Origin of the sequence: Enterovirga sp. (assembly GCF_028290205.1) — a bacterium.
Taxonomy (GTDB): domain Bacteria; phylum Pseudomonadota; class Alphaproteobacteria; order Rhizobiales; family Beijerinckiaceae; genus Enterovirga.
Genome location: NZ_JAQGKF010000137.1, coordinates 1 through 26,132, shown reverse-complemented (window position 1 = coordinate 26,132; position 26,132 = coordinate 1). Strand labels below are relative to the sequence as shown.

Genomic DNA, 26,132 nt, shown 5'->3' with positions numbered 1-26,132 from the left:
CACGTGGCATGGGCGAGGCCACCGCGGAACGCGGCACCACGGTCCTGGTAACGGGCGCGTCGGGCTTTGTCGGCTCGGCGGTCGCGAACACGTTTCGTGAGGCGGGCTACCGCGTCCGTACGCTGGTGCGGCCTTCGAGTCCGCGCACAAATCTCCACCCCGAGGATGAGGTCGCAACCGGCGACCTGCGCGACGCGGCCTCCCTCAAGCCGGCGCTCCAGGGCGTGCGCCACCTGGTCCATGTCGCGGCCGATTACCGGCTCTGGTCGCGCCGCCCGGAGGAACTGGTCGAGACAAATGTCGCGGGCACCCGCAACCTGATGCGCGAGGCCCTGGCCGCGGGCCTGGAGCGGGTGGTCTACACGTCCAGCGTCGCGACCTTGACGCCTGGCCATGACGAGACCCGCCCGCTCACGCCCGAGACGGCGATCGGGCTCTACAAGCGCTCGAAGGTCCTGGCCGAGCGCATGGTCGAGGCCATGATCCGGGACGAGAATTTGCCGGCCGTGATCGTCAATCCGTCGACGCCGATCGGCCCACGGGACGTCAAGCCGACGCCGACCGGTCGCATCATCGTCGAGGCGGCCCGCGGCCGCATGCCGGCCTTTGTCGATACCGGACTCAACCTGGTCCATGTCGACGACGTGGCGGCCGGGCACCTGGCGGCGCTGCGGCATGGCCGCATCGGCGAGCGCTACATCCTGGGCGGCGAAAACGTTCTCCTGTCCCGCATGCTGGCCGACATCGCCGAGTTGGTCGGGCGGCGCGCACCCACCGTCCGGCTGCCCCGGCAAGCGATCTGGCCGCTCGCGCTCGGCGCCGAAGCGGTGGCCCACCTCACCGGCCGGGAGCCCTTCGTCACCCGGGACGCGCTGCGCATGGCCAAGTACCGCATGTTCTTCGACGACGCGAAAGCACGCCGGGAGATCGGCTACACGTCACGGCCTTACCGGCAGGGGCTGGCTGACGCGATCGCCTGGTTCCAGGCCGCAGGCACCCTCCGATGACCACCACAGCCACCGCGGCGAGGTCCGGGAAGGGGCACACGGACGAGAATTTCCCGGTCGCCCGGCTCGTCAGCGCCCGCCACCGCGGGCCGATCCTGGCCTTCTACCGCTTCGTGCGGGCCGCCGACGACGTGTCCGACCACCCGACCATGCCGGCGGACGCGAAGCTGCGGCTGCTGGATGGGCTGGAAGCCGCTCTCCTCGGCCGCGCCCCGCCCGATCCCGAGGCGGAGCCGCTGCGGCTGGCGCTCGCCGAGCGCGGCCTGCCGGCCACCCACGCGCAGGATCTCCTGGAGGCGTTCCGGCTGGATTCCCGCAAGAACCGCTACCGCAGCTGGGACGAGCTGATGGGCTATTGCGCGCTCTCCGCCATGCCGGTCGGCCGCTTCGTGCTGGACGTCCATGGCGAGAGCCGCGCCACCTGGGCGGCCTCCGATCCACTCTGCGCGGCGCTCCAGGTGATCAACCACCTGCAGGATTGCGGCAAGGACGCCCGCGAACTCGACCGCGTCTACCTCACCGAGGATGCGCTGAGCCGCCACGGCGCCACCGTGGCCGACCTCTCCCGGCCGCGCGCCACGCCCGGGCTCCTGGCGGCCATCCGCGAGCTGAACGAGGGGGCGGCCGGGCTGCTGCGTGCCAGCGCGGTCTTTCCGGGCCAGGTTCGCGACCTCCGCCTCGGGCTCGAGGTGAGCGTGATCCAGGCGCTGGCCGAAGCGCTCGTCGCCACCCTGCGGCGGCGGGACCCGCTGTCGGAGCGCGTGCACGCGACCAAGGCCGAGGCGCTGCGCTCGGCCGGAGCCGGGATCCTGCGAGCGCTGTGGCAGCGGCGGCCGGGCACGGGCGCGATCCGGGCTGGAGCCACGGCGTGACCCAAGCGGCGGCTGCGGATGCCGCGCCGGCCCTGCCGGCCTCCGGCTCCTCGTTCTATCTGGGCATGCGCATCCTGCCGAAGGCGAAGCGCGACGCCATGTACGCGATCTACGCCTTCTGCCGGGCGGTGGACGACATCGCCGACGACGGTGGGCCGCGGCCCGCGCGCCGGGAGCAACTCGCCCGCTGGCGGGACGACATCGAAGCGCTCTATCGGGGGGAGGCGAGGCCGACCACGGCCGCGCTGGCCCCGCATGTTCGGACGTTCCGGCTCGGCCGCGACGGCTTCCTGGACATGATCGACGGCATGGAGATGGACGCCCAGGCGGACATCCAGGCCCCGGATTGGGAAACGCTCGACCTCTATTGCGACCGCGTCGCGAGTTCGGTCGGGCGTTTGTCGGGCCGGGTCTTCGGGCTGAAGGACCGGGACGCCGACGAACTCGCCCATCACCTCGGCCGGGCCCTGCAGCTCACCAACATCCTGCGCGACCTCGACGAGGACGCGGCCATCGGCCGGCTCTACCTGCCGGCGGAGGCGCTGCAGCGAGCCGGGATGAAGGATCTCTCCCCGGCGGCCGTCCTGGCCCATCCGGGGCTCGAGGCTGCCTGCCAGGAGGTGATCGCCCGGGCACGGGAGCATTACAGCGAGGCCGACCGGGTGATGCGGGGCCAGCCGCGGGGGGCCGTGCGGGCCCCGCGCCTCATGGAGGCGGCCTACCGCTCGGTGCTCGACCGGCTCGAGCGGCGTGGCTTCGCCCCGCCCCGCAGCCGCGTCCGCACGGCCAAGCTCCCTCTCGTGCTGGCTCTTCTTCGGCACGCCTTCGCGTGAGCGCCCGCACGGTTCACGTCGTCGGCGCCGGACTCGCCGGCCTGAGCGCGGCCGTGCGGCTGGCCGAGCGCGGCGAGACGGTGGTGCTGCACGAGGCCGCCAAGGCGGCCGGGGGCCGCTGCCGGTCCTACCACGACAGCACGCTCGACCTGGTCATCGACAACGGCAACCACCTGCTCCTGTCCGGCAACCGCTCGGCCATGAGCTACCTGGATCTGGTCGGCGGGCGGGGCGCGCTGGAGGGACCGGGCGAGGCAACCTTCGATTTCGCCGATCTCGGCACCGGCGAGCGCTGGCGGCTGCGGCCGAACGAGGGCCGGCTGCCCTGGTGGATCTTCGTGCCGTCGCGCCGCGTGCCCGGAACCTCGGCCCGCGACTACCTGGCGCCCCTCGCGATCCTGCGCTCCCGCCCCGAGCGGACGATCGGAGAGGTGATGCGCTGCGAGGGCCCGCTGTGGGAGCGGCTCTGGCACCCCGTCCTCCTCGCCGCCCTCAACACCGATCCCAGGATCTCGGCCGCGGGCCTCGCGGCTCCGGTCCTGCGCGAAACGCTCGGGGCCGGCGGCCGCGCCTGCCACCCCCTGGTCGCGACAGGGGGCCTTTCAGCCGCCTTCGTCGATCCCGCCCTCGCCTATCTGACGGGGCGCGGGGCTGAGATCCGGTTCGGCACGCGCCTCCGCGGCATCCAGGCCACGGAGGGGCGGGTCTCCGAGCTCGCCTTTGCGGACGGCGTGACCGAGATCGGCCCGGGTGACGCCGTCGTTCTGGCCGTCCCTGGCCCGGTCGCGGCGGGCCTCGTGCCGGGCCTCGCCGTGCCGGAAGCCCACCGCGGCATCCTGAACGCGCATTTCCGGATCGCCCCCCCGCCCGGGCAGCCGCTGCTGCTCGGGGTGGTCGGCGGCCTGTCAGAATGGCTGTTCGCCTATCCGGACCGTCTTTCCGTAACGGTCAGCGACGGCGACCGCTGGTTTGACGAGCCCCGCGACGAGCTGGCGCGGCGGATCTGGCAGGAGGTCGCAACAGTTACGGGCCTCCCGGCCGAACCGATGCCGCCCTGGCAGGTCGTCAAGGAGAAACGGGCCACCTTTGCGGCCACACCGGCCGAGGCCGGACGCCGGCCCGCCCCCGCCACTGCTTACCGTAATCTGGTTCTCGCAGGCGACTGGACTGCGACGGGCTTGCCGGCGACCATCGAAGGCGCGATACGATCCGGCGAGGCGGCGAACAGTGTGTTGCAGAGCGGCGTTAGCCGCAGTTCGAGTTCTGTGTCAAAGGCTTCACCGTGAATTTCGTCGCTCCTATCCGGCACGATCCGGGCGCCGCGCCCTCCCCGGTGGCTCTCGACTCGGCCATCAGCTCGGCCACGGCAGCGCTGCTGGGCAATCAGCACGACGACGGCCATTGGTGTTTCGAGCTGGAAGCCGACGCCACGATCCCGGCCGAATACATCCTCCTGCGCCATTTCCTCGGCGAGCCCGACAACCTCGAGCTCGAGGCCAAGATGGGGCGCTATCTGCGGTCCATTCAGGGCGAGCATGGCGGCTGGCCGCTCTTCCACGGCGGGGCGTTCGACGTCTCCGCCTCCGTGAAAGCCTACTTCGCCCTGAAGATGATCGGGGACGATCCGGCGGCGCCGCATATGGCAAAGGCGCGCGAGGCCATTCTGGCCCATGGCGGGGCGGGCACCGCCAACGTGTTCACTCGGATCCAGCTCGCCCTGTTCGGCGAGATGTCCTGGAACGCCACGCCCTCCATGCCGGTGGAGATGATCCTCCTGCCGCGCTGGTTCCCGATCCACCTTGGCAAGATGTCCTACTGGGCCAGGACGGTGCTCGCGCCGTTGCTGGTCGTGATGGCGATCAAGCCGAAGGCCCGGAACCCGCGCGCCATCGGCGTGCAGGAGCTGTTCGCAGCGCCGGGCTCGGGCCGGCGCAAGGCCAAGACCCATGTGAAACGCGGCTGGGCGGCCCTCTTCAAGAGCCTCGATGTCCTGCTGAAGCAGGTGGACCCGCATTGGCCGACCAAGCTCCGGGCCCGGGCGATCGAGCGGGCCGTCGAATTCACGCGTGAGCGCCTGAACGGCGAGGACGGGCTCGGGGGCATCTACCCGGCCATGGCCAATTCCGTGATGATGTTCGACGCTCTCGGCTACGAGGAGAGCCATCCGGACCGCGCCACCGCCCGGGGCGCGATCGAGAAGCTGCTCGTGGTCGACGAGGAGAAGGCTTATCTTCAGCCCTGCGTCTCGCCGGTTTGGGATACGGCGCTGGCCGCACATGCGCTCCTCGAGACCGGGGATGTGCAGGCGGAGCAGGCCGTGGTGGAGGCCATGCGCTGGCTGAAGCCGCGCCAGATCCTCGACGTCAAAGGCGATTGGGTCGACGAGCGCCCGGGCCTGCGTCCCGGCGGATGGGCCTTCCAGTACAACAACGCCCATTACCCCGACACCGACGACACCGCCGCCGTGGTGCTGGCTATGGACCGGCTGCGGCCGAAGCTCGCGGGTGACGCGGCGGCCTTCGACGAGCCCGTGGCGCGCGCCCGGGAATGGATCGAGGGCATGCAGAGCCGGAACGGCGGCTGGGGCGCCTTCGACGCCGACAACACCTACGATTATCTCAACAACATCCCGTTCGCCGATCACGGCGCGCTGCTCGACCCGCCGACGGTGGACGTGTCGGCCCGCTGCATCGGCATGCTGGCGCAGCTTGGGGAGCCCTCCGACAGCCCCCGCATGAAGGCAGCCCTCGCCTATCTCGAGCGCGACCAGCTGCCGGATGGCAGTTGGTTCGGACGCTGGGGCGTGAACTACGTCTACGGCACCTGGTCGGCGCTCTGCGCCCTCAACGCAGCCGGGGCCGACCTGGACGGTCCCGTGGTCCAGCGCGCGGTCGAGTGGTTGTGCTCCGTGCAGAATCCGGATGGTGGCTGGGGCGAGGATTGCGACAGCTACCGGCTCGATTACGACGGCTACGTGGCGGCACCCTCGACGCCGTCGCAAACGGCCTGGGCCCTGCTCGGGCTGATGGCGGCCGGCGCCGTCGAGACGGAGGCCGTCGAGCGCGGCATCCGCTATCTCGCCGAAACCCAGGCGGAGGACGGCCTGTGGCCACAGGATTCCTATACGGGCGGCGGTTTCCCGCGGGTCTTCTACCTGCGCTACCACGGCTACCCGAAATACTTCCCGCTCTGGGCCATGGCGCGCTACCGCAACCTCAAGCGCTCCAACACCCAGCGGGTGCCCTGGGGCATTTGAACGGCGCGCCTCCGGCCCTGGAGGCAGGCCCGTGCGGCAGCTTCTCCTCGTCTGCGGGCTGAATCGCGAGGCGGCCGTCCTGCGCGGATCCGGCCTCCGGCCCGTCGTGGGCGGGGGCAGCCGGAGCGGGCTCGACGAGCGGCTCGCGGCCCTTCGGCCGGACACGCTGTGCGGCGTGGTAAGCTTTGGGATGGCCGGTGCCCTCGCACCGCATCTGGAGGCGGGTGATCTCGTCTGCCCCGACCGGGTGGGCTGCGAGGGCGGGCCCGAGCGGGCCGTCTCCCCGGCCATCATCGAGCAATGGCGGGCCCGGCTCGCGGCCGAGCTCCCTCCGCGCGTGGCAGGGCTGCTGATCGGCTCGGATCGGCCCGTCCTCGCCGCCGCCGACAAGCGGCGTCTCGCCGAGCGCAGCGGCGCCGCGGCCTTGGACATGGAATCCCACGTCGCTGCGGCCTATGCAGCCGCGCACGGCCTGCCCTTCGCCGTGCTGCGGGTCATCTCGGATTCGGTCGATCACACTCTGCCGGAGGTCGCCGGCCAGGCCATGCGGCCGGACGGCTCCGTCGACGTGCTGCGGGTCCTGGCCGGGATCGGCCGCGACCCGGGCCAGATCCCGGGCCTGATCCGCACCGCTCGCGATGCGGGCCGCGCGTTCCGAACGCTACGCCGCGTTGGCGGCCTTCTCGGGCCGAACCTCGGACTTCAGCTCTGACAGCTTCTGCTGCACGTTACGCGAGAAGACGTATTCGGCCGGGCGCTGCTTCGAGAGGTCGATGTCGGGCGCCATCGCCCGTTCGGTCTCGATCCCGAACAGGGCCACCTTGGCGGCCTGCCAGGGCCGCCGAATGGTGTCCTTCACGGCCGAGGCCTCGAAGCCGGAATGGACCATGCAGTCGGCGCATTTCTCGTAATTACCGACGCCGTAATTGTCCCAGTTCGTGTCCTCCATCAGCTCCTTGAAGGTCTTCGCGTAGCCTTCGCCGAGGAGGTAGCAGGGCTTCTGCCAGCCGAACACGGTCCGGGTGGGATTGCCCCAGGGGGTGCACTTGTAGCTCTGGTTGCCGGCCAGGAAGTCCAGAAACATGGTGGATTGGTTGAAGGCCCAGCGCGTGCCGCCCTTCTTGGCCCGCTCCGCACCGCGTCGGAACACGCCCCGGAACAGCTCCTTGGTGGTGCGCCGATTCAGGAAGTGCTTCTGATCGGGCGCCCGCTCATACGCGTAGCCGGGGGACACGGTGATGCCGTCCACGCCCATGGCCGTCACCATGTCGAAGAAGTTCGCCACCCGCTCCGGATCGGAATCGTTGAAGAAGGTGCAGTTGATCGTGACCCGGAAGCCCTTTTCCTTGGCGAGCTTCAGCGCCGCGGTGGCCTTTTCATAGACGCCCGCCTTGCAGACGGACTTGTCGTGCATCTCGGTGTCGCCATCGAGATGGATCGACCAGGTGAAATAGGGCGAGGGCTTGTACTGGTCGATCTTCTTCTCGAGCAGCAAGGCGTTGGTGCAGACGATCGCGTATTTCCGCCGTGCGATGATGCCCTCGACGATCTTGGGCAGGTCCTTGTGGATCAACGGCTCGCCGCCGGCCATCACGATCACCGGCGCGCCGCATTCGTCGACGGCGCCGAGCGCGTCCTCGACGGAGATGCGCCGGTTCAGGATCTCGTCCGGATAGTCGATCTTGCCGCAGCCCGCGCAAGCGAGGTTGCAGCGGAACAGAGGCTCCAGCATCAGGACGAGCGGGTAGCGCTTTTTGCCCTGAAGGTGCTGCTTGACCACATAGGCGCCGACGTCGACGACCTGCCGGAGAGGAATACCCACGAAACGCCTCTTCTGATGAGCCGCCGCGTCAGGCGGCAGCGGTCCGAGCCGCGGCGGCCGGCTCGAAAGTGCGGAGCTCGAACGGGAGGTTGAACGTGATGTTCTCCTCCGTGCCGTCGAGGATGGAAACCTCCACCGGACCGATGCGCCGCAGCGCGTCGATGACGGAATCCACCAGAACCTCCGGGGCCGAGGCCCCGGCTGTCAATCCGATCGTCTTGGCGCCGACCAGCCAGGCCGGATCCACTTCACTGCCGTCAGCCACGAGATACGAGGGCACGCCCGCCTCCTCGCCGACATCCCGCAACCGGTTGGAATTGGACGAGTTGCGGGCCCCGACGACCAAGAGAACGTCGACAAGCCCAGTAAGTTGCCGAACCGCCGCCTGGCGGTTCTGAGTTGCGTAGCAGATGTCGCGGGTATCGGGCCCGATCACGTCCGAGAAGCGGGCCTTCAGGGCCTCGATGATCGACTTGGTGTCGTCCACCGACAGCGTGGTCTGCGTGATGTAGGCGATGGGCGTATCCAGCGCGAGCGGCAGCGTCTCGACATCGGCCGCAGTCTGAACGAGGTGAACCTCGCCATCGATCTGGCCGAGCGTGCCCACGACCTCGGGATGGCCGGCATGGCCGACGAGGACCAGGGTGCGGCCCTGCGTCACGTAACGACGACCCTGGTTGTGCACCTTGGTCACAAGCGGACAGGTGGCGTCCAGCACGGGAAGGCTGCGCAGTTTCGCGTCGTCCTGGACAGAGCGGGCGACCCCGTGGGCGGAGAACACGGTCACGGCGCCAGCCGGCACCTCCGAGAGCTCCTTGACGAAGACGGCGCCCTTGGCCTTCAGCGTCTCGACCACATGCCGATTGTGGACGATCTCATGGCGCACATAGATGGGCGCGCCGTATTTGGCGAGCGCGCGTTCGACAATGTCGATCGCCCGCACCACCCCGGCACAAAACCCTCGCGGCTGCGCGAGCACAACCTTCATCGCCGTACCCTTGTCACCGAGACGGAGCTCTGCGGCCGCGGCCGAGGAGCTTTCCGACGGACCGGATCCCGTCCGATAGGTATTATGGACCCTCCGACGTCGATCGTCGAGGATGAGCTCGCCGTCACCCTTAATGCTTGAGGACACGTTGTAAAAGCGCCTTTCCGCGCATCGGCGACGGGTCGGCGGACGCCGTAGCCGGAATCAGGAGCTGCGGCGAATCTTCGCCGCTCGCGCCACTCTCACATGAGGCGCGTCCTTGCGCGAGGCGATGCGACCTCATGAAGCGGTTTCGCCGTTCACGAGATTGCGCCCGTCCCGGCCCAGGACGAATAGCTGGACACCGCCGCGCCGCTTTCGGCGAGCGCGGCGCGGCTCGCCGGGAGGACGAGCGCCGCCAGCTCGTCCGCATACCGATAGCCCGGCGCCGCCCCGTCGAACCCGCCCGCCGTCGCCGGGTGCAGGTAGATCTCGGTGCGGCCCGGCGCCAGCGCTCTCAGCAGCCCGGCCATGCGGCCAGGATCGACCGCGCCGGACCAGGCGAGCCCGAACACCTGGTCGGCAACCGTGAGCCCGGCCCGCCGGGCCCGCCCGCGCAGAAGCGCGGCGTAGGGTCCCGCCAGCCGGGCCTCCAGCCCCCGCCGCGTCGGCTCGACCTGAGCCAGCACGGCGGCGGGCTCGACCGGGACCCTCAGCGACGTCATGCCGAACTCCCGCCCGATCCGCAGGACGAGGCCGGCGACGGTCGGGTGGAGGTGATAATGCTTGTGCGCGTTGACGTGATCCAGGGCGAGCCCGGTGCGGCGGAAGGCCTGGAATTGCGCGCGGATCTCGGCCGCGACCTGCCGCTTCACGCCGGGGCGGAAGAAGATGTCCGCGCCGTAGCGGGCAAGGTCCTGGCGAAGCCGGCCGTCCGGCCCGACGAGGTCCGGGATTTCGGAACGGGGCAGCACCGCCCTCCCCTCGACCAATGTCAGGTGCAGCCCGACCGCGAGGCCCGGTAGCCGGCGCGCCCGCAGCACGGCGTCGACGCACCACGGCTCGGCCACCATCAGGCTAGCTGCGGTCAGAATGCCGCGCCGATGCCCGATCTCGACGGCCTCGTTCACCTCCCGCGAGAGGCCGAAATCGTCGGCGGTGACCACAAGGGACGCCCGGGCCGGATCCATGGTCAACCGATCAGCGCGGGGAGCAGACCCGCTCACCTGCCTTCAGGCCGCCGCGAACGGACGGCTCGCCACGCCGCGTTCCACGGCCGGCAAGCGCGGCCGGACCGGACCGCGGGAGACACGGCGGCGGGTCAAGCCGCCTGCGCCGGTGTCAAGCGGCCTGCGCGGTGCCCCGGCGCTCCTTGAGGAAGCGGAAGAACTCGATGCCCTCGCGCAACCGGCGCTTCATCATGTCCGGCTGGGTGACCATTTCGCCGACGATGGAGGCGATCTTCGGGATGCGGAAGTAGAATTTCCGGTAGAAATCCTCGACGGAGGTGAAGATCTCCGTGTGCGACAGATGTTCATAGTGCAGCGGAGCGATCTGGATGCCGTTTGCGTTGATGAGCTCGGCGTTTTTCAGGTCCAGCCAGCCGTTCTCCAGGGCCTGCTTGTACAGGAAGGTGCCCGGATAGGGCGCCGCGAGCGACACCTGGATGGTGTGCGGGTTGATGCGCGTCGCGAACTCGATGGTCTCCCGGATGGTGTCCTTGGTCTCGCCGGGCAGGCCGAGAATGAAGGTGCCGTGGATCTGGACCCCGAGCTCGTGGCAATCCTTGGTGAACCGCTCGGCCACCTCGACCCGCATGCCCTTCTTGATGTTGTGCAGGATCTGCTGGTTGCCGCTCTCGTAGCCGACGAGCAGCAGGCGCAGGCCGTTGTCCTTGAGCACCTTGAGGGTGTCGCGCGGGACGTTCGCCTTGGCGTTGCAGGACCAGGTGACGCCGAGCTTGCCGAGCTCCTTCGCGATCGCCTCCGCGCGCGGAAGGTCGTCCGTGAAGGTGTCGTCGTCGAACATCAGCTCCTTCATCTGCGGGAACGCCTGGAGGATGTACTTCACCTCCTCGATGACGTGCCCGACGGAGCGGGTCCGGTAGCGGTGGCCGCCGACGGTCTGCGGCCAGAGGCAGAACGTGCACCGGCTCTTGCAGCCCCGGCCCGTGTAGAACGAGATGTAGGGGTGCTTGAGATAGCCGATGAAGTAGTTCTCCATCTTCAGGTCACGCTTGTAGACCGGCGTGACGAAGGGCAGCGAGTCCATGTCGTGCATGACCGCGCGGTCTTCGTTGTGCACGATGACCCCTTCGCTGTTGCGATAGGACAGGCCCTTGATGTTGCCCCAGGCAACGCCGTCGGCGACGTCCTTGACCGTGAAATCAAACTCGTTGCGGGCCACGAAGTCGACCACGGGGGCCTCCTTGAGGCTCTCGTCAGACTGCACGGCCACCTTGGCGCCGATGAGCCCGACCTTGAGGTTCGGGTTCGTGGCCTTCATGGCCTCGATCACCTTCACGTCGGATTCGAAAGACGGCGTCGAGGTGTGCAGAACCGCCAGGTCGTAGTCGCGCACGTGGCCGAGCACGTCCTGAAGGCTCGTCTTGTGCGGCGGCGCATCGATCAGCTTGGAGTTCTCGACCAGCGCGGCCGGCTGGGCGAGCCAGGTCGGATACCAGAAGGACTGGATCTCGCGGCGCGCCTGGTAGCGCGAGCCGGCGCCGCCATCGAAGCCCTCGTAGGAGGGAGCCTGGAGGAAGAGGGTCCGCATCATGAAGGGTCGGGCCTCGTTGTGGGGATCAGCGCGCCTGAGGGCGCGACGTCGAAGCGGTGGCCGCGCCAGTCGACGCCGCGGCCGAAGAAGCTCGCCGCGAACACAAGCAGGGACATGAGGTCCCGTGCCGGAATAAGCCAGTAGGGATGTGGCTTTAATCCGAACGCCCTCTCTGCGGCAAGGCAGAGGGCGAGGCGGCTCAGCGCCGCGGCCACCACCAGGGCGAGGGCGGCGGGTCCGGGCCCGAGGGCCAGGGCCGGCAGCGCGAAGGCAAGCGGGTGGGTCACGAGGGATCCGGCATGGCCCAGCGGATCGATCTGCCGAATGGTGCGCTGCCAGCGCAGCTCGCGGCGGATCAGTTCCGCAGCGTTGTCCTCAGGGCAGACATGGCCGAGCGTGAAGGGCGGCACCGCAACGGACAGCCCGAGCCGGCGCACCGCGGCGCCGAGTTCGTAATCGTCCGCCAGCGCGTTCGCCACGACCTGCAGGCCCCCGATCCGCTCCAGCGTCTCGCGTGGGAGGGCGATGGTGGACCCCATGCAGGGCGTCGCCAGCCCGACCGCCACCCCGGTCACGATGCCGGGCAGGAAATGCGTGTCGATGCCGAGGGCGGAGAGCCGCGACCAGAGGCTGCGGGAGGCGAGGCCGTGATAAAGGCAGGTAACCGCCCCGACGCCCGGCCGGCCAAGTTCGGCCACCAGACCCGACAGGTAGTCCGGACCAACCCGGATGTCGCTGTCGGCCAGCACCACCACCTCGCCGACGATGTGCGCCGCCATGTTGATGAGGTTGGAGACCTTGCGGTTCGAGCCGTGCTGTCGGGCATCGACCACCAGCGCGATGTCCCGCGCGGGGTGGGCGCGCCGGAGCGCCTCGACCACCCGGATGGCCGGGTCCGCGCCGCTCTGGACGCCGAAGACGATGCGCACCGGGCCGCGATAATCCTGCTGCAGCAAGGTGAGCAGGTTCTCCCGCAGGCCCGGCTCGACCCCGTGCAGCGGCTTCAGCACGGTGATGGCCGGCGGCACTCCGTCCGGCGGCGGCGTCGACGGGGCAGCGGCGCGGGCGGCCGCGAAGCGGCGCACCAGGGCGACCGACAGGAGCAGGTAGGCGGTGCCGAGCCCAGCCGCTCCCATCAACAGGGCCCAGATCCATTCGGCTGCGCTCAAGGCCCGCGCTCCGCCAGCGCCGGCCGCGTCAGGGCCCGCCGACCCTCCAATGCCTGCCAGGCGACCAGGAACGGCAGGCCGAGCGTCAGGTCCGCGACGCGCTTCACGAGCGAGAGCGCCAGGGCGGGGCCGGGCGGGATGCCGAACAGCGCACACAGCGCCACGTAGCCGCCCTCCTGGACGCCGAGCCCACCCGGGACGGCAAAGGCGGCGCCGCGCACGGCCTGGCCCAGGCTCTCGATCACGATCGCCTCAACAAACGTCACCGGGTAGCCCATCGCCCAGAGCGCCACATAAACCTCCACGGAGCCGAACACCCAGACGGCCAAATGGATCGCAGCGCAGCCGGCCACACGGCGCGGCCGGTCATACACCGCACCGAGGCGGGTCCAGAGGCGCTCGACCAGGGCCGTGGCGGACCAGTCCCGGCCACCGCCGAGACGGCGCAGCACGGCATTGATCCAGCGCGAGCCCTGCCGGCGCTGCAGGGCCAGGAACACCGAGATCCCGGCTGCGGCGAGCGCGAGGCCAAACGCCGCATAGCGGACCAGCTCGCTGTCCCCTTTCAGGACGAAGAGAAGCAGAAGGCCGGCGGCCGCGAACAGGAACTGGGTAGCGGCCTGCACGGCGACGTCGGCGAAAATGGTCGCGCCGGCGAGCGCCCCGTCCGCGCGCCAGAAGGTCGCGAGACGCGCGCCGACCACGTCCCCGCCCACCGCCGCGACGGGCAGAAGCTGGTTCACGGCCTCGCGGATGAAGCGGAGGAGGATGCAGACGCCGGTGCCGAGGGTCTGTCCGGGTGGAAACAGAATGCGCCAGGCGACACCTTCGGCGACCAACGCCCCAGCCCTGGCCGCAATCACGACGAGGGTCGCCCAGCCGGCCGAGGCGGCGGCTGCGACGACGTCGTCGAGCCCGGACCAGGCCAGGATGAGGCTGAACAGCGTGACGCCGGCCAGGAATGCGAAAAGGGCGAAATGCTTCATTCTGTCCCGAGCGGCCGGCGGCCGCGTCTGCCTGACGGGAGGGTCCTTTAGCGCAAATGCAAACCATGAAGGCGCGAATCGTCGCCACACCCCGGCCGAACCGGTTGGCTTGGTTACGGCCTCTGGTATAGGTCGCGACCCTGCCGGGCCGCCTCGCGCGGCTCTTTGGAGTGCGGCGCTCCGCCCTCAGGCCGCGCTGGGCCATCCCTGTCTAGGCCGTCCCCGGGGCTCGCGACCCGGAGCTCGGGCGTCGGACCGCACAGGAACCAAGACAGAGACCGCCATGCTGACCACCGACGCGCCTGACCGTCCCGCCGCGCTGAACGGGGCTCCCCGCCCGGCGCGCGAGGCCTCGGGCCTGCCCGGCACGCCTCCGGCCGTGATGTCCTGGAACGAGTGGGATCCTTTGGAGGAGGTGATCGTCGGGCGGCTCGAAGGCGCCACGATCCCGTCCGACCACGTCACGGTCACGTTCAACCTGCCGCCGCTCGCGGCGAAGCTGTACCGCTTCGTAGGCGGCTACCGCTACCCGAGCTGGATGCGCAAGCTCGCGCAAAAGGACCTGGACGCCTTCATCGCCATCCTGGAAGGCGAAGGCGTGAAGGTGCGGCGTCCCGACATCGTCGATTTCAAGACCAAGTTCTCGACCCCGGCCTGGTCCTCGCGCGGCTTCTGCACGGCCTGTCCGCGGGACGGATATCTCGTCGTTGGCGACGAGATCATCGAGAGCCCGATGTGCTGGCGCACGCGCTATTTCGAGGGCGACGCCTACCGCTCCCTGTTCAAGGAATATTTCCGGGCCGGCGCGCGCTGGACCTCGGCGCCCCGGCCGCAGCTCCTCGACGATCTCTACCGGCACGATTACCGCATCCCGGCCAAGGGCGAGGAGATGCGCTACACCATCAACGAGTGGGAGCCGGTGTTCGACGCGGCCGACTTCGTGCGCTGCGGTCGCGACCTGTTCGTCACCGTGTCCAATGTCACCAACCGGTTCGGCGTCGAATGGCTGCGCCGGCATCTGGGTGACGGCTTCCGGATCCACGAGATCCCGAGCCTGTGCAAGCAGCCGATGCATATCGACTCGACCTTCATGCCGCTCGCGCCCGGCAAGGTTCTCGTGAACCCGGATTATTGCGACGTGGCCAACCTTCCGCCGGCCCTGAAGCACTGGGACATCCTGGTCGCGCCGCGCCCGGATCCCGTGGAGGGGGTGATGGCCAAGATCTCGATGTGCTCGCCCTGGACCTCCATCAATGTCCTGTCCCTGACAGACAAGAAGGTCGTGGTCGACCAGTCGCAGCCGACCCTGATCAAGGCGCTCAAGGATTGGGGCTTCGACCCGATCCCGTGCCCGTTCCTCGCCTATGGCCCCTTCGGGGGCGCCTTCCACTGCGCGACTCTGGACGTCCGCCGGCGCGGCACGCTGGAATCGTATTGCTGACGCGGTCGCACCGCACTGATGTCTGAAGAGCACAACGTCCAGGTGAACGGCTGTGGACGGGGCGCACAAGCGTTGCCGGTCAGCAGCGAAGCAGTATGGTCCGGATTGAGTGAATCGCTGCATCGCAGCAGCGGTTTGGGGATTTCGTTGATGTTGTTTCGCAAAGCAGCGCTGATCGGGGCGCTTGTTCTGTCGTGCCCGATTGCTGCGGGCGCGCAGGAGATGGCCTCCTTCACGCGCTATCGGCCGCCGCCGCGCGGGACGAGCGATACTTACGTCGTCACGCTGTCGGTGACCGGCACGGCCGCGCCCTCCTATCTTGGATCAGACAAGGCGACTGGGGTCTTCTTCCCCTCCCTGAACTACCGCCGCTCCGACGAGCCGCGGCGCTTTTTGGCGCCCGATGACGGCGCGTCGATCTCCTTCCTGGAGGAGCCGTCCTTCCGGTTCGGTCCTGTGTTCCGCTTCCAGTCGGGCCGGAACCAGCGCGACGACCGCGCTCTGCGCGGCATCCGGAACCGGCAATACGATCTCGAGTCCGGCCTGTTCCTGGAATACTGGCCCCTCACCTTCATCCGGGCGCGCGCCGAGATCCGGCACGGCTTCCAGGATGACAGCGGCTGGACCGGCAACCTCGCGCTCGATTTCATCAACCAGATGGGTCCCTGGACGGCCTCGGTCGGCCCCCGCATGGCGCTGAGCGACAGCCGCCAGCATTTCCGCCATTTCGGCGTGACCCCGACGGACGCCTTGTTCAACCCGCGCGTCGTTCCGTTCCGGCCGAATGGCGGCGTGACATCGGTCGGTGCGCTTGCCGCGGTCACCTACCGCTGGAGCGAGACCTGGGCCACCACGGGCTTCGTTGGCTATGACCGCCTCGTCGGCGACGCGGCCCGCAGCCCCATCACCGAGCGGATCGGCAGCGCGGATCAGCTCACGGTCGGCTTGAGGGTGTCCTACTCGTTCAGCTACACCCCGGGCACCGGTCTCGCCGCCCTCCCCTGAGGAGATCCGGCGCAACGGCGCCGGAGCCTGGGAGGCGCGAGCTTGGTCCAAATCCTCGTCATCAACGGCCCCAACCTGAACCTTCTCGGGACGCGTGAGCCGGGCGTCTACGGCGCGGTCACGCTGGCCGGGATCGAAGAGCGGCTCCGGGCCCGGGCCGGGTCCCGGGCCGAACTCCAGTTTCGCCAATCGAACCACGAGGGCGACCTCGTCGGCTGGATCCACGAGGCCGGGCGCAACGGCACCGGCGTGATCCTCAACGCGGGTGCCTACACGCACACCTCGATCGCTCTGCGGGACGCCATCTCCGGCGCGGGCGCCACCGTGATCGAAGTTCACCTGTCAAACGTGCATGCCCGGGAAAGCTTCCGGCACCGCTCGACCATCGCCCCCGTTGCGCGGGGCGTGATCGCCGGGTTCGGCCCCCTGTCGTATGATCTCGCGCTCGAGGCCCTCCTCGACGGCCGCGAAGGAGCCTGCGCATGAGCGCCTACAAGCTGTGGGGCCGCGTCAGCTCCGTGAACGTGCAAAAGGTTGTCTGGGCGCTGGACGAGATCGGCGTCCCCTACGCCCGGGTCGATGCCGGCGGCGCCTTTGGGACCGTCGACACGCCCGAATACCGGCGCATGAACCCGAACGGCCTGATCCCCGTGCTGGAGGAGGCGGACGGTTTCACGCTGTGGGAGTCCAACGCAATCGTCCGCTACCTCGCCGGGCAGCATCCCGCATCGGGGCTGCTGCCTGCCGACCCGCGGGTCCGCGCGGATGCCGACCGCTGGATGGACTGGCAATGCACCGCCGCAACCCCGGCCATGCGGGACGTGTTCTGGCAACTGGTCCGCACCCAGCCTGAGCAACGCGACGCCGGCGTGGTGGCCCGCTCGACCGAGGCCAGCGCCGCCGCGGCTCACATCCTGGATGCACGCCTGGCCGACCGGCCCTACGTCGCGGGCGACAGCTTCTCCATGGCCGACATTCCGGTCGGGTGCCACGTCAAGCGCTGGCTGGCGCTGCCCATCGAGCGCCCCCGCCTGGCCCACCTGGAGGCCTGGTTCGCGCGCCTGCGGCAGCGCCCGGGCGCTCAGGCCGTCATGGCGATCCCGCTCTCCTGAGCGACGGGGGGCGGAACCGCCTCGCTCCGGGCGTCTTGGGCCCCCGCCCGCGGGACGCCGCCGCGGGTTGACGGGCCCTGCCCGGCTCGACATCGGTGCGACGCGCGGTTCGCGGGAGGTCCTCTTGCCCCAAGCCCATCTGGTCGACGCCAACGGCGCCAGCATCCCGGCCGTCGGCCTTGGCACTTTCCGGCTCGAGGGCGAGCGTTGCGAGCACGCCGTTCAGGCCGCGCTCGCGGCCGGCTACCGCCACATCGACACGGCCAAGATGTACGGCAACGAGGAGGCCGTCGGGGCCGGGCTGAAGGCCAGCGGGGTCGACCGGGACGCGATCTTCGTCACCACCAAGGTCTGGCTCGACGACATCGCGCCCGGCGACCTCGAACGCTCGGCCGAGGCCAGCCTGAAACGGCTCGGCCTGCAGGAGGTCGACCTCCTTCTGATCCACTGGCCGAACGCGGCGGTGCCGCTGGAGCGCTCCACGGCCGCACTCTGCGGCGCCAAGCGAAGCGGCCTCGCCCGGCATATCGGGGTGTCGAATTACACGGCCGCCATGCTGGACGAGACGGTCCGCCGCGCGACCGAGCCTCTGGTCACCAACCAGGTCGAATACCACCCCTATCTGGCCCAGGACCCCGTGATGGCGGCCTGCAGCCGGCACGGGCTCGCGCTCACCGCCTATTGCCCGCTCGGCCGCGGCGCCGTGCTGGAGGACGAAGCCGTGCGGCGGGTCGCCGAGCGGCACGGAAAAACCCCCTCGCAGATCGTGCTGCGCTGGCACGTGCAGCAGCCGGGCGTCGTGGCGATCCCGAAATCGGGAACGCCGAAGCACATCGCGGACAACCTCGACATCTTCGCCTTCGAGCTGGCGCCGGACGAGATGGCGGCTCTGTCCGGCCTTCGCCGCCCGAACAGCCGGGTCGTCGATCCCGATTTCGCGCCCGACTGGGACCGGGCGGCTTGAGGACAGCTCCATGACCCTCGACAAGGCCATCGCCGACGCCCTCCGGGCGACCTCGACCGGCACCATCACGACCATCCTGCTGAAGAAGGGCATCCGGCGCACCTGGATGCGCGGCCCGCGCCCCCTCTTCCACGCCAGCCGCCGCGTGGTCGGGCCCGCCTTCCCGCTCCGCTTCGTGCCGGCCCGGGAGGATCTCGCTACACCCGAATCCTGGTCCTCACCGACATCCACGCGCGCCGCCATCGAGGCCATGCCCGAGGGCGCCGTCGCGGTGGTGGACGCGATGGGATCGACCGACGCCGGGATTTTCGGTGATATCCTGTGCGCCCGCATGAAGAAGCGCGGGGTCGCGGCCCTTGTCACCGACGGGGTGGTGCGGGACGGGGTCGGCGTCGACGCGACGGGCCTGCCGGTCTGGTGCGCGGGCGTGGCCGCGCCGGCTTCGGTCGCGGCTCTCACCTTCGTCGGCTGGGGCGAGCCGGTGGGCTGCGGCGGGGTTGCCGTGTTTCCCGGCGACGTGATCGTGCTCGACGGCGACGGCGGCGTCGTGATTCCGGCCGCCTATGTCGAGGAGGTGGCCAAGGCGGGCCCCGACCAGGAACTGCTCGAGCTCTGGATCATGAAGGAGGTCGAAAAGGGCGTGCCGCTGCCCGGCCTCTACCCGCCCAACGCAGAGGCGCGGGCCCGCTACGAGCAGGAGCACGGCCGCGGCTGACCGGCCGGAATCCGGCCGGTGTTCGCGCTGTCCAAGATCGGCTGGTTCCTCCTCACTCCGTCCAACCTCCTGATCGTCGGCGCGGTCGTCGGGGCCCTCGCGGGGCGGCGGCGCTGGGGCCGCTACCTGTGCCTTGCCAGCCTCACCGCGGCGCTTCTGCTCGGGCTGTCGCCGGCCGGGTTCTGGCTGCTCGTGCCCCTGGAGAACCGCTTCCCGGTCAGCCCGGAGGACGGCCGACCGGTGGCTGGCGTGATCGTGCTGGGCGGCGCGGTGCAGGCCGACACGTCGCTCGCCCGTGGCCAGCTCGTGACGGGCGACGCCTCCGAGCGGGTGATCGCCATGGCCGACCTCGCCCGACGCCACCCGGAGGCCCGGATCGTCTTTTCGGGCGGCAGCGGCGCCCTCGTGAAGGGAGGGCGGCCGGAGGCCGAGGCCGTGCGCCTGCACGGCGCGACCCTCGGCATCGACCCCGGCCGCATCCTGTTCGAGGACCGTTCGCGCACCACGGCGGAGAATGCCGACGAGGTTCGCCGGCTCCTGGCGCCGAAGCCCGGCGAGCGCTGGCTGCTCGTCACCTCGGCCTGGCACATGCCGCGCTCGGTCGGGGCCTTCCGGCATGCCGGGTTCGACGTGGTGCCCTACCCGGTCGATTTCCGGACGGGCGCGCCGGGCGACCTCCTGGCCGGCACGACCTCGGTCGGCTCCGGCCTCGCCCGCGTCGATCTGGCCGTGCGCGAATGGGCCGGTCTCCTCGCGTACCGGCTGTCCGGCCGCACCGACAGCCTGCTGCCCGGGCCCTGAGCTAGTCCGGCAGCGAGATCCGGTACACGCCCCGGAAATCTTCCGGATCGACCGGCCGGCCCTTGCGGCGGATCACGATCTGGCCCTCCTTCATGAGCTGGACGGCCACGCGCCGCACCGGCCCCATCAGAGGCGACCACCCGTCCGGATGGGCGCCGCCGAGCGCGCGCGCCACCTCTGAGGGGCAGATGGTCTTGCCGGCCCCGCGCTCAGCGGCGAGCGCCAGGATGGTGCGGCTGATGTCTTCGGGCGAAGGGCGGCTCATCGGGACTCCGGCCAGGGGCCGCGGGACAGGGAGGCAAGCGCGTCGGAGGCGAATTGGCGATGCCACATCACGTAGAGCACAAAGGCGGTCGTGGCGATCAGCACGTAGGCCGAAATGAACCAGCCGAGATAGGCGAGCGCGAAGAAGAAGGCGCGCTGGCCGCGGTTGAAGTGCCGGCCCGCCACCGTGTTCATCGATGCGGCCCGCCAGGCCGCGGCCTCGGCTTCCTCGGGCGGCCCGACCCCGCGCTCCGGAACCGCACCGATCAGGATCGCCGCGTAATTGAACAACCGGTACGACCAGGCGAACTTGAAGAACGCGTAGACGAAGATCACCGTGAGCCCGAGCACCTTGGCGTCCCAGGCGAGCCGCGTCGTCGCAAGCCCGAACGGCAGTTGCGCGAACAGGGTGACGACCTCGTCGGCGGAGCGCAGCAGGGTCACCGAGCCGCCGATGGCGAGGAGCGCCGTGGAGGCGAAAAACGCGGTGCCGTTCTGGAGCGACGCGTTGATGTTGCTGTCGACGATGCGATTGTCGCGCGTCAGCAGCGCCCGCATCCAGGCATAGCGCTGGAGATTCATCACCCGGTTGAGGCTACCGGGCCCGGCGGCGCTCCGCTCCACGGCGTAATGGTAGAGCAGCCAGGCTGCCGTGAAGAAGGCGAATGCGGCGACATCGGCCACCGAGAATCCGAGCGTCCCCAGCACGCTGCGATTGACCTCCGCGGGCAGCCCCGCCACATCCCGAACAAGGAGACCCATCATGCCCCAGACCATTACGCGCGGCTACAAGGCGATGGTGGACGAGGCGAATGCCAGGGTGGAAACCATCCCGGCCGCCGAGGCCATCGGCCTGCACGGACGGGACGACGTGGTCCTGGTCGACATCCGCGACCCGCGCGAGCTCGAACGCGACGGGCGGGTTCCCGGGGCCTTCAACTGCACCCGCGGCATGCTGGAATTCTGGATCGACCCGGACAGCCCCTACCACAAACCGGTTTTTGCGGCGGACAAGCGGTTCGTGTTCTTCTGCGCCGGCGGCATGCGGTCGGCGCTTGCGGCCGCAACGGCCCAGGAGATGGGGCTGAAACCCGTGGCCCATATCGAGGGCGGGTTCGGTGCGTGGAAGAAGGCCGGCGGGGCCGTGGAAGCCCCCGCGCCCCGCAAGGGCTGAGGCCCTACTCCGTCGCCCTCTGCTGAAACGCCCCCTCGGGGGCCTCGCCCGCTTCGGCCGCATGCGACTCGACGGCGTCGACCGTGGCGCCGCCCGGGCCGCGCCGGCACGCCTCCGTCATCGCGGTGACGGCCTCGGCCGGTCCAGCCAGCACGGCCTCGACCGTGCCGTCGCGCCGGTTGCGGACCCAGCCCGACAGGCCCCGCCGCTCGGCCTCGCCACGGGTCCAGGCCCGAAATCCGACGCCCTGCACGCGGCCCCGGATGACGAGGCGGACGACGTCCGTCATGGGGTCCACCGCCAGTTCGGCGGGCTCGGCGACCGTGCCGGATCGAGCGGACTGCGTCGGGTCGGCCGAACCGGAGGCGGCCGGGGCGCTTCCGCCTGAGGCGCGGCACCGCCCGTGCCCAGGGCGGCGATGTCGGCCAAAGCCCCGGCCGGCAGCCCGGCCTCCCGTGCTGCCGACAGCACGGCGTCGAGATAGCCGGGTCGCGGCCGGCCCGGTCCGGCATTGCTGCCGAGATAGACCAGCGCCCGCTTCGCCCCGCCCTCCCCGGCCAGTGAGAGAAGGCGCTTCACATAGAGCCCGCCCGCCACCTCCTCATAGCGGTCCAGCGCCGGAAGGTCGGCGAACGGCACGTCCCAGAGCAGGCCGTGCACCGCGCGGCGCGGATCGTGGACCGCCGTGAGATAGCCCTCGCGCATGATTGCCAGCCGGTGCCGCTCCAGCCGGGCGAGCCCGACCGGACGGGCCCCTGGGCAGCGGGCGGCCATGGCGGCCCGGTCCAGGTTCGAGCCGTAGGCGAAACAGAGGGGCATTCGGCGATGCTCGCATGCCGGGCGGGCCCGGCCAATCAGCCCCGGCGAGAGGCCGGGCCGGTCTCGCCCGCGCCGCGCCTTTCGGTCAGGCGAATTCGAGGATCACCGCGTCCACGGCCAGGCTCTCGCCTTCCTTCGCGACCACCTTGGCAATGGTCGCGTCGCGCTCGGCCCGAAGCACGTTCTCCATCTTCATCGCTTCCACCACGGCGAGCGGCTCGCCCGCCTTGACGGCCTGGCCGGCGACAACCTGGATCTGCTTGACGAGGCCCGGCATGGGGCAGAGCAGCGCCTTGCCGGCCCCCGTCTCGGCCTTCTCCAGCATCAGCGAGGCGAGCTCGGCCTCGCGCCGCGTGTAGACCCGCGCCTCGACCGCAGTGCCGGCATGAGCCAGCCGCACGCCGTTGCGGATCGGCCGCACCTGCACGGACAGGACCCGCCCGTCCACGGTTCCGGTCCAGACCGGCTCGCCGGGCCGCCAGGCCGAGGCGACCGGCAGCCGCTCGCCGTCGGCGAAGCCGATCACGGGGCCGGATGCGCCGTCCCCGATCGTCACCGCGTGCCGCTCGGCGCCGAGCGCCACCACGCGCTCGCGCTCGAACCTGACCACGCCCGGCCGCATCTGGCCGGAGATGCCGCGCTTGCGCTCGTTCTGAAGGTGGTCGATCGCCGCCGCCACCGCCGCAATGGCGCGCGCGGTCCCTCCGGTCGGCGGCAACTCGGCGAAGCCCGACGGGAACTCCTCGGCGATGAAGCCGGTCGAGAGCCGGCCCTCGCGCCAGCGGGGATGTGCGATCAAGGCCGACAGGAACGGGATATTGTGCCGGATGCCCTCGATCGCGAAGGCGTCCAGAGCGCCAGCCTGGGCCTCGATCGCCTCGAGCCGGGTCGGCGCATGGGTGACGAGCTTGGCGATCATCGGATCGTAGAAGATCGGGATCTCGCCGCCCTCTTCGACGCCGGTGTCGTTGCGGACCGTGGCGCCGCCCGGCACCGCGCTCTCGCCCGGGGGCCGATACGTGGTCAGCCGGCCGATGGAGGGCAGGAAGTTGCGGGTCGGGTCCTCGGCATAGACCCGGCTCTCCACGGCCCAGCCGTCGAGCTTCACCTGGTCCTGAGTGAGCGGCAGCTTCTCGCCCGCCGCGACCCGGATCATCAGCTCCACGAGGTCGAGCCCGGTGATCATCTCGGTGACCGGATGCTCGACCTGGAGCCGGGTGTTCATTTCGAGGAAGTAGAAGGACTTGTCTTGCCCGGCCACGAACTCGACCGTGCCGGCAGAATCGTAGCCGACGGCCTTGGCGAGGGCGACCGCCTGGGCGCCCATCCTGGCGCGGGTCTCGGCGTCGAGCAGCGGCGACGGCGCCTCCTCGATCACCTTCTGGTTCCGGCGCTGGATCGAGCATTCGCGCTCGCCGAGATGGATGACGTTGCCGTGCTTGTCGCCCAGCACCTGGATTTCGATGTGGCGCGGATCGGTGATGAATTTCTCGACGAAGACGCGGTCGTCACCAAAGGACGAGGCCGCTTCGGACTTCGCCCGGGCATACCCCTCGGCCACCTCGTCCGACGAGTGGGCGATGCGCATGCCCTTGCCGCCGCCGCCGGCCGAGGCCTTGATCATGACCGGAAAGCCGATCTCCTCGGCGATGCGGACCGCGTGGTCCGGGCTTTCGATCACGCCGAGGTAGCCCGGCACGGTCGAGACGCGCGCGGCGGCCGCGGCCTTCTTCGACTCGATCTTGTCGCCCATGGCCGCGATGGCGTGCGGGTTCGGGCCGATAAAGGTGATGCCGGCCGCCTGGAGGGCCAGCGGAAAGGCTTCGCGCTCCGACAGGAAGCCGTAGCCAGGGTGGACCGCCTGCGCCCCGCTGCGGCGGCATGCCTCCACGATCTTGTCGATCACGAGATACGATTCGGAGGCGGGGGCGGCGCCGATATGCACCGCCTCGTCCGCCATCGCGACGTGAACCGCGTTGCGGTCCGCGTCGGAGAAGACCGCGACGGTGCGGATGCCCATGCGCCTTGCGGTCTTGATGACTCGGCAGGCGATCTCGCCACGGTTAGCGATCAGGATCGTGTCAAACATCAGTTCTCGCGGCCGGGCACCGTGACGGGATCTTGTTACGGCGGATCCGTCCGTTAGCCCATGGCGGGCGGTCGGGGAAGCCGATCCGAGCTCGCTTTCAGGCCGCGAAGGCCAGGTCCGAGGCCGGCTCCACCATGCGGCCGTGGGCCGACTTCATCACAAAGGCCACGAGCGCGGCGTCGACCCGCTCGGCTTCCCGCACCACCTCGAAGGCAATCGCCTCGGCGACGGGGCTCGGGCCGCACCCGGCCGAGAGCGAGCCCACGAGCCAAGTCGCGGTCTCGTGGTCGACATACCCGGTCGGACGGGAGGTCCAGACCACGAAATCCACGACCGACTGGCACGCGAAGGCGCTCCAGGTGCAATGCTTGTGCGTCACGGCCCTGTCGAGCGCGATCAGGACGTCCGCCTCATCGCGGCTCTCCACTCCGTCCGGCATGATGTCGCGCTGCAGCCGGCGCATATCATCCCGCGTGATCTCGTTGGATTGCAGCACGGTCTTCACGAAATGCTCGAGCGACAGCTTGATCATGATCGATGCTCCCTGGAGCCTTCACGGCCCTCATGTTCCACACGACGAGATCAACACTTACGCAAGCCCTCGAGACGAGGAGTTAATGTATAGATCTGAACGGATTTTCAGGTTAAGCGGGATGGAAGTCTGTTGGTTGCGAGATGATGACTTGGTTGCAGAAAAATTGATCGATGTTCCGCGGCGGCCTGTCGCGACGGGCCCGGCGGACCGGCCCGGTCCTTGACCGGCCGCGGCCGCGGTCCGAGAACGCCCCCATGTTTCTGCGCTTCTTCACCGAGCTTCGCGCGGCCAAGGTGCCGGTCACGCTCCGGGAATACCTGACCCTGATGCAGGGCCTGGACCGCGACCTCGCAGAGAAGAGGATCGAGGATTTCTACTTCCTGGCGCGGGCCTGCCTGGTCAAGGACGAGCGCCATCTCGACCGCTTCGACCGCGTGTTCGGCCAGGTGTTCAAGGGCGCCGAATCCCTCTCCCAGGCGCTGGAGAGCGCAGACATCCCGGAGGAATGGCTGCGCAAGCTCGCCGAGAAATTCCTGACCGAGGAGGAGAAGAAGCAGATCGAGGCGATGGGCTGGGACAAGCTCCTCGAAACCCTGAAGGAGCGCCTGAAGGAGCAGAAGGGCCGCCACCAGGGCGGCTCGAAATGGATCGGCACCGGCGGCACCTCACCCTATGGCGCCTATGGCTACAACCCGGAGGGGATCCGGATCGGCCAGGACGGAAACCGCAACTTCCGGGCCGTGAAGGTGTGGGACAAGCGCGAGTTCAAGGACCTCGACGACACGGTCGAACTCGGCGTCCGCAACATGCGGGTCGCGTTGCGGCGGCTGCGGCGGTTCGCCCGCACCGGCGCCGCCGAAGAGCTCGACCTCGACGGCACCATCCGGGAGACCGCCAGCAAGGGCTGGCTCGACGTGAAGCTGCGGCCGGAGCGCCGCAACGCCGTCAAGGTGCTGCTCTTCTTGGACGTCGGCGGGTCCATGGACTGGCACATCGAGAAGGCCGAGGAACTGTTCTCGGCCGCCCGGTCGGAATTCAAGCATTTCGAGCATTTCTACTTCCACAACTGCCCGTATGAACGGGTCTGGAAGGAGAACCGCCGCCGGCACACCGAGACGATCCCGACATGGGAGCTGTTGCGGACCTATCCGGCCGATTACCGCGCCGTGTTCGTGGGCGACGCGTCGATGAGCCCCTACGAGATCGTGATGCCGGGCGGCTCCGTGGAGCATTGGAACGAGGAGGCGGGCCAGGTCTGGATCGAGCGGCTGACGGCCCAGTTTCCGAAATCGGTCTGGCTGAACCCCGTGCCGAGATCGCAATGGGGCTACACGCAATCCATCGGCGCCATCGGCCGGCTGTTCGGCGGCCGCATGTTCCCGCTCACGATCGAGGGTCTCGACGGAGCCATGCGGGCGCTGGTGCGCTGAGCGCGACCGCCGGCGGCCGGGCCCGAAGCCACGGCGCCCCTCCCCGGCCAGGCCTTGGCCGATGCGCCGACGAGGCCAGGCGGATGGCGGGCA

The 26,132-nt window shown here is 69.7% G+C and carries 27 protein-coding genes; 15 read left to right on the top strand and 12 right to left on the bottom strand.

The annotated features are described in order from the left end of the window. The first annotated feature begins 8 nt into the window (after positions 1 to 8). Genes hpnA through JWR86_RS09825 form a run of 6 tightly spaced genes read left to right on the top strand, consistent with a single transcriptional unit; the run spans position 9 to position 6,680 of the window. The gene (gene hpnA / locus JWR86_RS09850) at positions 9 to 1,007 is read left to right on the top strand and encodes a hopanoid-associated sugar epimerase (RefSeq protein ID WP_299564365.1); all 999 of its coding nucleotides are present in this window, start codon (positions 9 to 11) and stop codon (positions 1,005 to 1,007) included. Further along, positions 1,004 to 1,879, top strand: coding sequence for a squalene synthase HpnC (gene hpnC, locus JWR86_RS09845; protein ID WP_299564363.1), 876 nt, complete (start codon positions 1,004 to 1,006; stop codon positions 1,877 to 1,879). Before hpnA ends, hpnC begins: the two co-directional genes overlap by 4 nt. Next, positions 1,876 to 2,712 (top strand): presqualene diphosphate synthase HpnD, encoded by an 837-nt coding sequence (hpnD, locus tag JWR86_RS09840; protein WP_299564360.1) that lies wholly within the window; start codon positions 1,876 to 1,878, stop codon positions 2,710 to 2,712. The genes hpnC and hpnD overlap by 4 nt, the downstream gene beginning before the upstream one ends. Continuing rightward, positions 2,709 to 3,998 carry a hydroxysqualene dehydroxylase HpnE gene (hpnE, locus tag JWR86_RS09835; protein ID WP_299564357.1) on the top strand — a complete coding sequence of 430 codons (1,290 nt, stop codon included), beginning with the start codon at positions 2,709 to 2,711 and terminating at the stop codon, positions 3,996 to 3,998. Before hpnD ends, hpnE begins: the two co-directional genes overlap by 4 nt. Then, positions 3,995 to 5,968, top strand: coding sequence for a squalene--hopene cyclase (shc, locus tag JWR86_RS09830; protein WP_299564354.1), 1,974 nt, complete (start codon positions 3,995 to 3,997; stop codon positions 5,966 to 5,968). Before hpnE ends, shc begins: the two co-directional genes overlap by 4 nt. Before the next feature lie 31 nt (positions 5,969 to 5,999). Further along, a complete protein-coding gene (locus JWR86_RS09825; RefSeq protein WP_299564350.1) occupies positions 6,000 to 6,680 on the top strand; it encodes a phosphorylase in 681 nt (226 codons plus the stop codon). On the opposite strand, the gene hpnH is transcribed toward JWR86_RS09825, so the two are convergent. From hpnH to JWR86_RS09795, 6 genes are all read right to left on the bottom strand, one after another. Further along, entirely contained in the window at positions 6,630 to 7,790 is a 1,161-nt protein-coding gene (hpnH, locus tag JWR86_RS09820; RefSeq protein WP_299564347.1) for an adenosyl-hopene transferase HpnH, read from the bottom strand. The two genes, JWR86_RS09825 and hpnH, sit on opposite strands and share 51 nt — an antisense overlap. A 28-nt stretch (positions 7,791 to 7,818) precedes the next feature. Beyond that, positions 7,819 to 8,778, bottom strand: coding sequence for a 4-hydroxy-3-methylbut-2-enyl diphosphate reductase (gene ispH, locus JWR86_RS09815; RefSeq protein WP_299564344.1), 960 nt, complete (start codon positions 8,776 to 8,778; stop codon positions 7,819 to 7,821). A 299-nt stretch (positions 8,779 to 9,077) separates the two neighbouring features. Beyond that, positions 9,078 to 9,947 (bottom strand): hopanoid biosynthesis-associated protein HpnK, encoded by an 870-nt coding sequence (gene hpnK / locus JWR86_RS09810; protein ID WP_299564341.1) that lies wholly within the window; start codon positions 9,945 to 9,947, stop codon positions 9,078 to 9,080. 151 nt (positions 9,948 to 10,098) lie between these two features. Then, positions 10,099 to 11,532 (bottom strand): hopanoid biosynthesis associated radical SAM protein HpnJ, encoded by a 1,434-nt coding sequence (gene hpnJ, locus JWR86_RS09805; RefSeq protein ID WP_366914577.1) that lies wholly within the window; start codon positions 11,530 to 11,532, stop codon positions 10,099 to 10,101. After that, positions 11,532 to 12,704 carry a bacteriohopanetetrol glucosamine biosynthesis glycosyltransferase HpnI gene (hpnI, locus tag JWR86_RS09800; protein ID WP_299564335.1) on the bottom strand — a complete coding sequence of 391 codons (1,173 nt, stop codon included), beginning with the start codon at positions 12,702 to 12,704 and terminating at the stop codon, positions 11,532 to 11,534. The genes hpnJ and hpnI overlap by 1 nt, the downstream gene beginning before the upstream one ends. After that, entirely contained in the window at positions 12,701 to 13,690 is a 990-nt protein-coding gene (locus JWR86_RS09795) for a flippase-like domain-containing protein (RefSeq protein ID WP_299564332.1), read from the bottom strand. The genes hpnI and JWR86_RS09795 overlap by 4 nt, the downstream gene beginning before the upstream one ends. A gap of 382 nt (positions 13,691 to 14,072) precedes the next feature. Here JWR86_RS09795 and JWR86_RS09790 point away from each other — a divergent pair, with 382 nt between their 5' ends. From JWR86_RS09790 to JWR86_RS09760, 7 genes are all read left to right on the top strand, one after another. Then, positions 14,073 to 15,131 carry an amidinotransferase gene (locus JWR86_RS09790; protein WP_299564474.1) on the top strand — a complete coding sequence of 353 codons (1,059 nt, stop codon included), beginning with the start codon at positions 14,073 to 14,075 and terminating at the stop codon, positions 15,129 to 15,131. Positions 15,132 to 15,281: 150 nt separating this feature from the next. Then, positions 15,282 to 16,136 carry a MipA/OmpV family protein gene (locus JWR86_RS09785; RefSeq protein ID WP_299564329.1) on the top strand — a complete coding sequence of 285 codons (855 nt, stop codon included), beginning with the start codon at positions 15,282 to 15,284 and terminating at the stop codon, positions 16,134 to 16,136. A gap of 42 nt (positions 16,137 to 16,178) precedes the next feature. Further along, positions 16,179 to 16,622 carry a type II 3-dehydroquinate dehydratase gene (aroQ, locus tag JWR86_RS09780; RefSeq protein ID WP_299564326.1) on the top strand — a complete coding sequence of 148 codons (444 nt, stop codon included), beginning with the start codon at positions 16,179 to 16,181 and terminating at the stop codon, positions 16,620 to 16,622. Then, positions 16,619 to 17,248, top strand: a complete 630-nt coding sequence (locus JWR86_RS09775) for a glutathione S-transferase family protein (RefSeq protein WP_299564324.1) — start codon at positions 16,619 to 16,621, stop codon at positions 17,246 to 17,248. The genes aroQ and JWR86_RS09775 overlap by 4 nt, the downstream gene beginning before the upstream one ends. 124 nt (positions 17,249 to 17,372) lie before the next feature. Beyond that, positions 17,373 to 18,212, top strand: a complete 840-nt coding sequence (locus JWR86_RS09770; protein ID WP_299564321.1) for an aldo/keto reductase — start codon at positions 17,373 to 17,375, stop codon at positions 18,210 to 18,212. Positions 18,213 to 18,222: 10 nt separating this feature from the next. Continuing rightward, complete coding sequence (locus JWR86_RS09765; RefSeq protein WP_299564318.1) at positions 18,223 to 18,927, top strand: ribonuclease activity regulator RraA; 705 nt, start codon at positions 18,223 to 18,225, stop codon at positions 18,925 to 18,927. An 18-nt stretch (positions 18,928 to 18,945) separates the two neighbouring features. Continuing rightward, the gene (locus JWR86_RS09760; RefSeq protein ID WP_299564315.1) at positions 18,946 to 19,728 is read left to right on the top strand and encodes a YdcF family protein; all 783 of its coding nucleotides are present in this window, start codon (positions 18,946 to 18,948) and stop codon (positions 19,726 to 19,728) included. A 1-nt stretch (position 19,729) separates the two neighbouring features. Here JWR86_RS09760 and JWR86_RS09755 read toward each other — a convergent pair whose 3' ends face one another. Together JWR86_RS09755 and JWR86_RS09750 are read right to left on the bottom strand one after the other, a co-directional pair. After that, positions 19,730 to 19,993, bottom strand: a complete 264-nt coding sequence (locus tag JWR86_RS09755) for a DUF3253 domain-containing protein (protein ID WP_299564312.1) — start codon at positions 19,991 to 19,993, stop codon at positions 19,730 to 19,732. Beyond that, positions 19,990 to 20,757, bottom strand: coding sequence for a DUF599 family protein (locus tag JWR86_RS09750; protein WP_299564309.1), 768 nt, complete (start codon positions 20,755 to 20,757; stop codon positions 19,990 to 19,992). The genes JWR86_RS09755 and JWR86_RS09750 overlap by 4 nt, the downstream gene beginning before the upstream one ends. Between JWR86_RS09750 and JWR86_RS09745 the strand changes: the two genes are divergently transcribed. Then, entirely contained in the window at positions 20,756 to 21,166 is a 411-nt protein-coding gene (locus JWR86_RS09745) for a rhodanese-like domain-containing protein (RefSeq protein WP_299564306.1), read from the top strand. The two genes, JWR86_RS09750 and JWR86_RS09745, sit on opposite strands and share 2 nt — an antisense overlap. Positions 21,167 to 21,170: 4 nt before the next feature. Here the strand turns inward: JWR86_RS09745 and JWR86_RS09740 are convergent, their stop codons facing one another. From JWR86_RS09740 to JWR86_RS09725, 4 genes are all read right to left on the bottom strand, one after another. Continuing rightward, positions 21,171 to 21,455 carry an acylphosphatase gene (locus JWR86_RS09740; protein ID WP_299564303.1) on the bottom strand — a complete coding sequence of 95 codons (285 nt, stop codon included), beginning with the start codon at positions 21,453 to 21,455 and terminating at the stop codon, positions 21,171 to 21,173. Beyond that, entirely contained in the window at positions 21,452 to 21,985 is a 534-nt protein-coding gene (locus JWR86_RS09735) for a gamma-glutamylcyclotransferase family protein (protein ID WP_366914576.1), read from the bottom strand. The genes JWR86_RS09740 and JWR86_RS09735 overlap by 4 nt, the downstream gene beginning before the upstream one ends. 85 nt (positions 21,986 to 22,070) lie before the next feature. After that, positions 22,071 to 24,074, bottom strand: coding sequence for an acetyl/propionyl/methylcrotonyl-CoA carboxylase subunit alpha (locus JWR86_RS09730; protein WP_299564300.1), 2,004 nt, complete (start codon positions 24,072 to 24,074; stop codon positions 22,071 to 22,073). Between the two features lie 97 nt (positions 24,075 to 24,171). Then, a complete protein-coding gene (locus tag JWR86_RS09725; RefSeq protein WP_299564297.1) occupies positions 24,172 to 24,606 on the bottom strand; it encodes a hypothetical protein in 435 nt (144 codons plus the stop codon). Positions 24,607 to 24,863: 257 nt separating this feature from the next. On the opposite strand from JWR86_RS09725, the gene JWR86_RS09720 reads away from it, so the two are divergent. Further along, on the top strand, positions 24,864 to 26,039 hold the full coding sequence (locus tag JWR86_RS09720) for a VWA domain-containing protein (protein WP_299564294.1): 1,176 nt from the start codon (positions 24,864 to 24,866) through the stop codon (positions 26,037 to 26,039). The last annotated feature ends 93 nt before the right edge of the window (positions 26,040 to 26,132 follow it).

Bases quoted from the DNA above. Each gene is read 5' to 3' on its own strand.
- JWR86_RS09730 (WP_299564300.1), bottom strand. From the start codon at position 24,074: ATGTTTGACACGATCCTGATCGCTAACCGTGGCGAGATCGCCTGCCGA.
- hpnJ (WP_366914577.1), bottom strand. From the start codon at position 11,532: ATGCGGACCCTCTTCCTCCAGGCTCCCTCCTACGAGGGCTTCGATGGC.
- JWR86_RS09720 (WP_299564294.1), top strand. From the start codon at position 24,864: ATGTTTCTGCGCTTCTTCACCGAGCTTCGCGCGGCCAAGGTGCCGGTC.
- JWR86_RS09755 (WP_299564312.1), bottom strand. From the start codon at position 19,993: ATGAGCCGCCCTTCGCCCGAAGACATCAGCCGCACCATCCTGGCGCTC.
- JWR86_RS09795 (WP_299564332.1), bottom strand. From the start codon at position 13,690: ATGAAGCATTTCGCCCTTTTCGCATTCCTGGCCGGCGTCACGCTGTTC.
- JWR86_RS09790 (WP_299564474.1), top strand. From the start codon at position 14,073: ATGTCCTGGAACGAGTGGGATCCTTTGGAGGAGGTGATCGTCGGGCGG.
- JWR86_RS09765 (WP_299564318.1), top strand. From the start codon at position 18,223: ATGACCCTCGACAAGGCCATCGCCGACGCCCTCCGGGCGACCTCGACC.
- JWR86_RS09750 (WP_299564309.1), bottom strand. From the start codon at position 20,757: ATGATGGGTCTCCTTGTTCGGGATGTGGCGGGGCTGCCCGCGGAGGTC.
- hpnK (WP_299564341.1), bottom strand. From the start codon at position 9,947: ATGGATCCGGCCCGGGCGTCCCTTGTGGTCACCGCCGACGATTTCGGC.
- JWR86_RS09775 (WP_299564324.1), top strand. From the start codon at position 16,619: ATGAGCGCCTACAAGCTGTGGGGCCGCGTCAGCTCCGTGAACGTGCAA.
- JWR86_RS09725 (WP_299564297.1), bottom strand. From the start codon at position 24,606: ATGATCAAGCTGTCGCTCGAGCATTTCGTGAAGACCGTGCTGCAATCC.
- JWR86_RS09735 (WP_366914576.1), bottom strand. From the start codon at position 21,985: ATGCCCCTCTGTTTCGCCTACGGCTCGAACCTGGACCGGGCCGCCATG.
- JWR86_RS09745 (WP_299564306.1), top strand. From the start codon at position 20,756: ATGCCCCAGACCATTACGCGCGGCTACAAGGCGATGGTGGACGAGGCG.
- hpnC (WP_299564363.1), top strand. From the start codon at position 1,004: ATGACCACCACAGCCACCGCGGCGAGGTCCGGGAAGGGGCACACGGAC.
- JWR86_RS09740 (WP_299564303.1), bottom strand. From the start codon at position 21,455: ATGACGGACGTCGTCCGCCTCGTCATCCGGGGCCGCGTGCAGGGCGTC.
- hpnA (WP_299564365.1), top strand. From the start codon at position 9: ATGGGCGAGGCCACCGCGGAACGCGGCACCACGGTCCTGGTAACGGGC.
- JWR86_RS09785 (WP_299564329.1), top strand. From the start codon at position 15,282: ATGTTGTTTCGCAAAGCAGCGCTGATCGGGGCGCTTGTTCTGTCGTGC.
- ispH (WP_299564344.1), bottom strand. From the start codon at position 8,778: ATGAAGGTTGTGCTCGCGCAGCCGCGAGGGTTTTGTGCCGGGGTGGTG.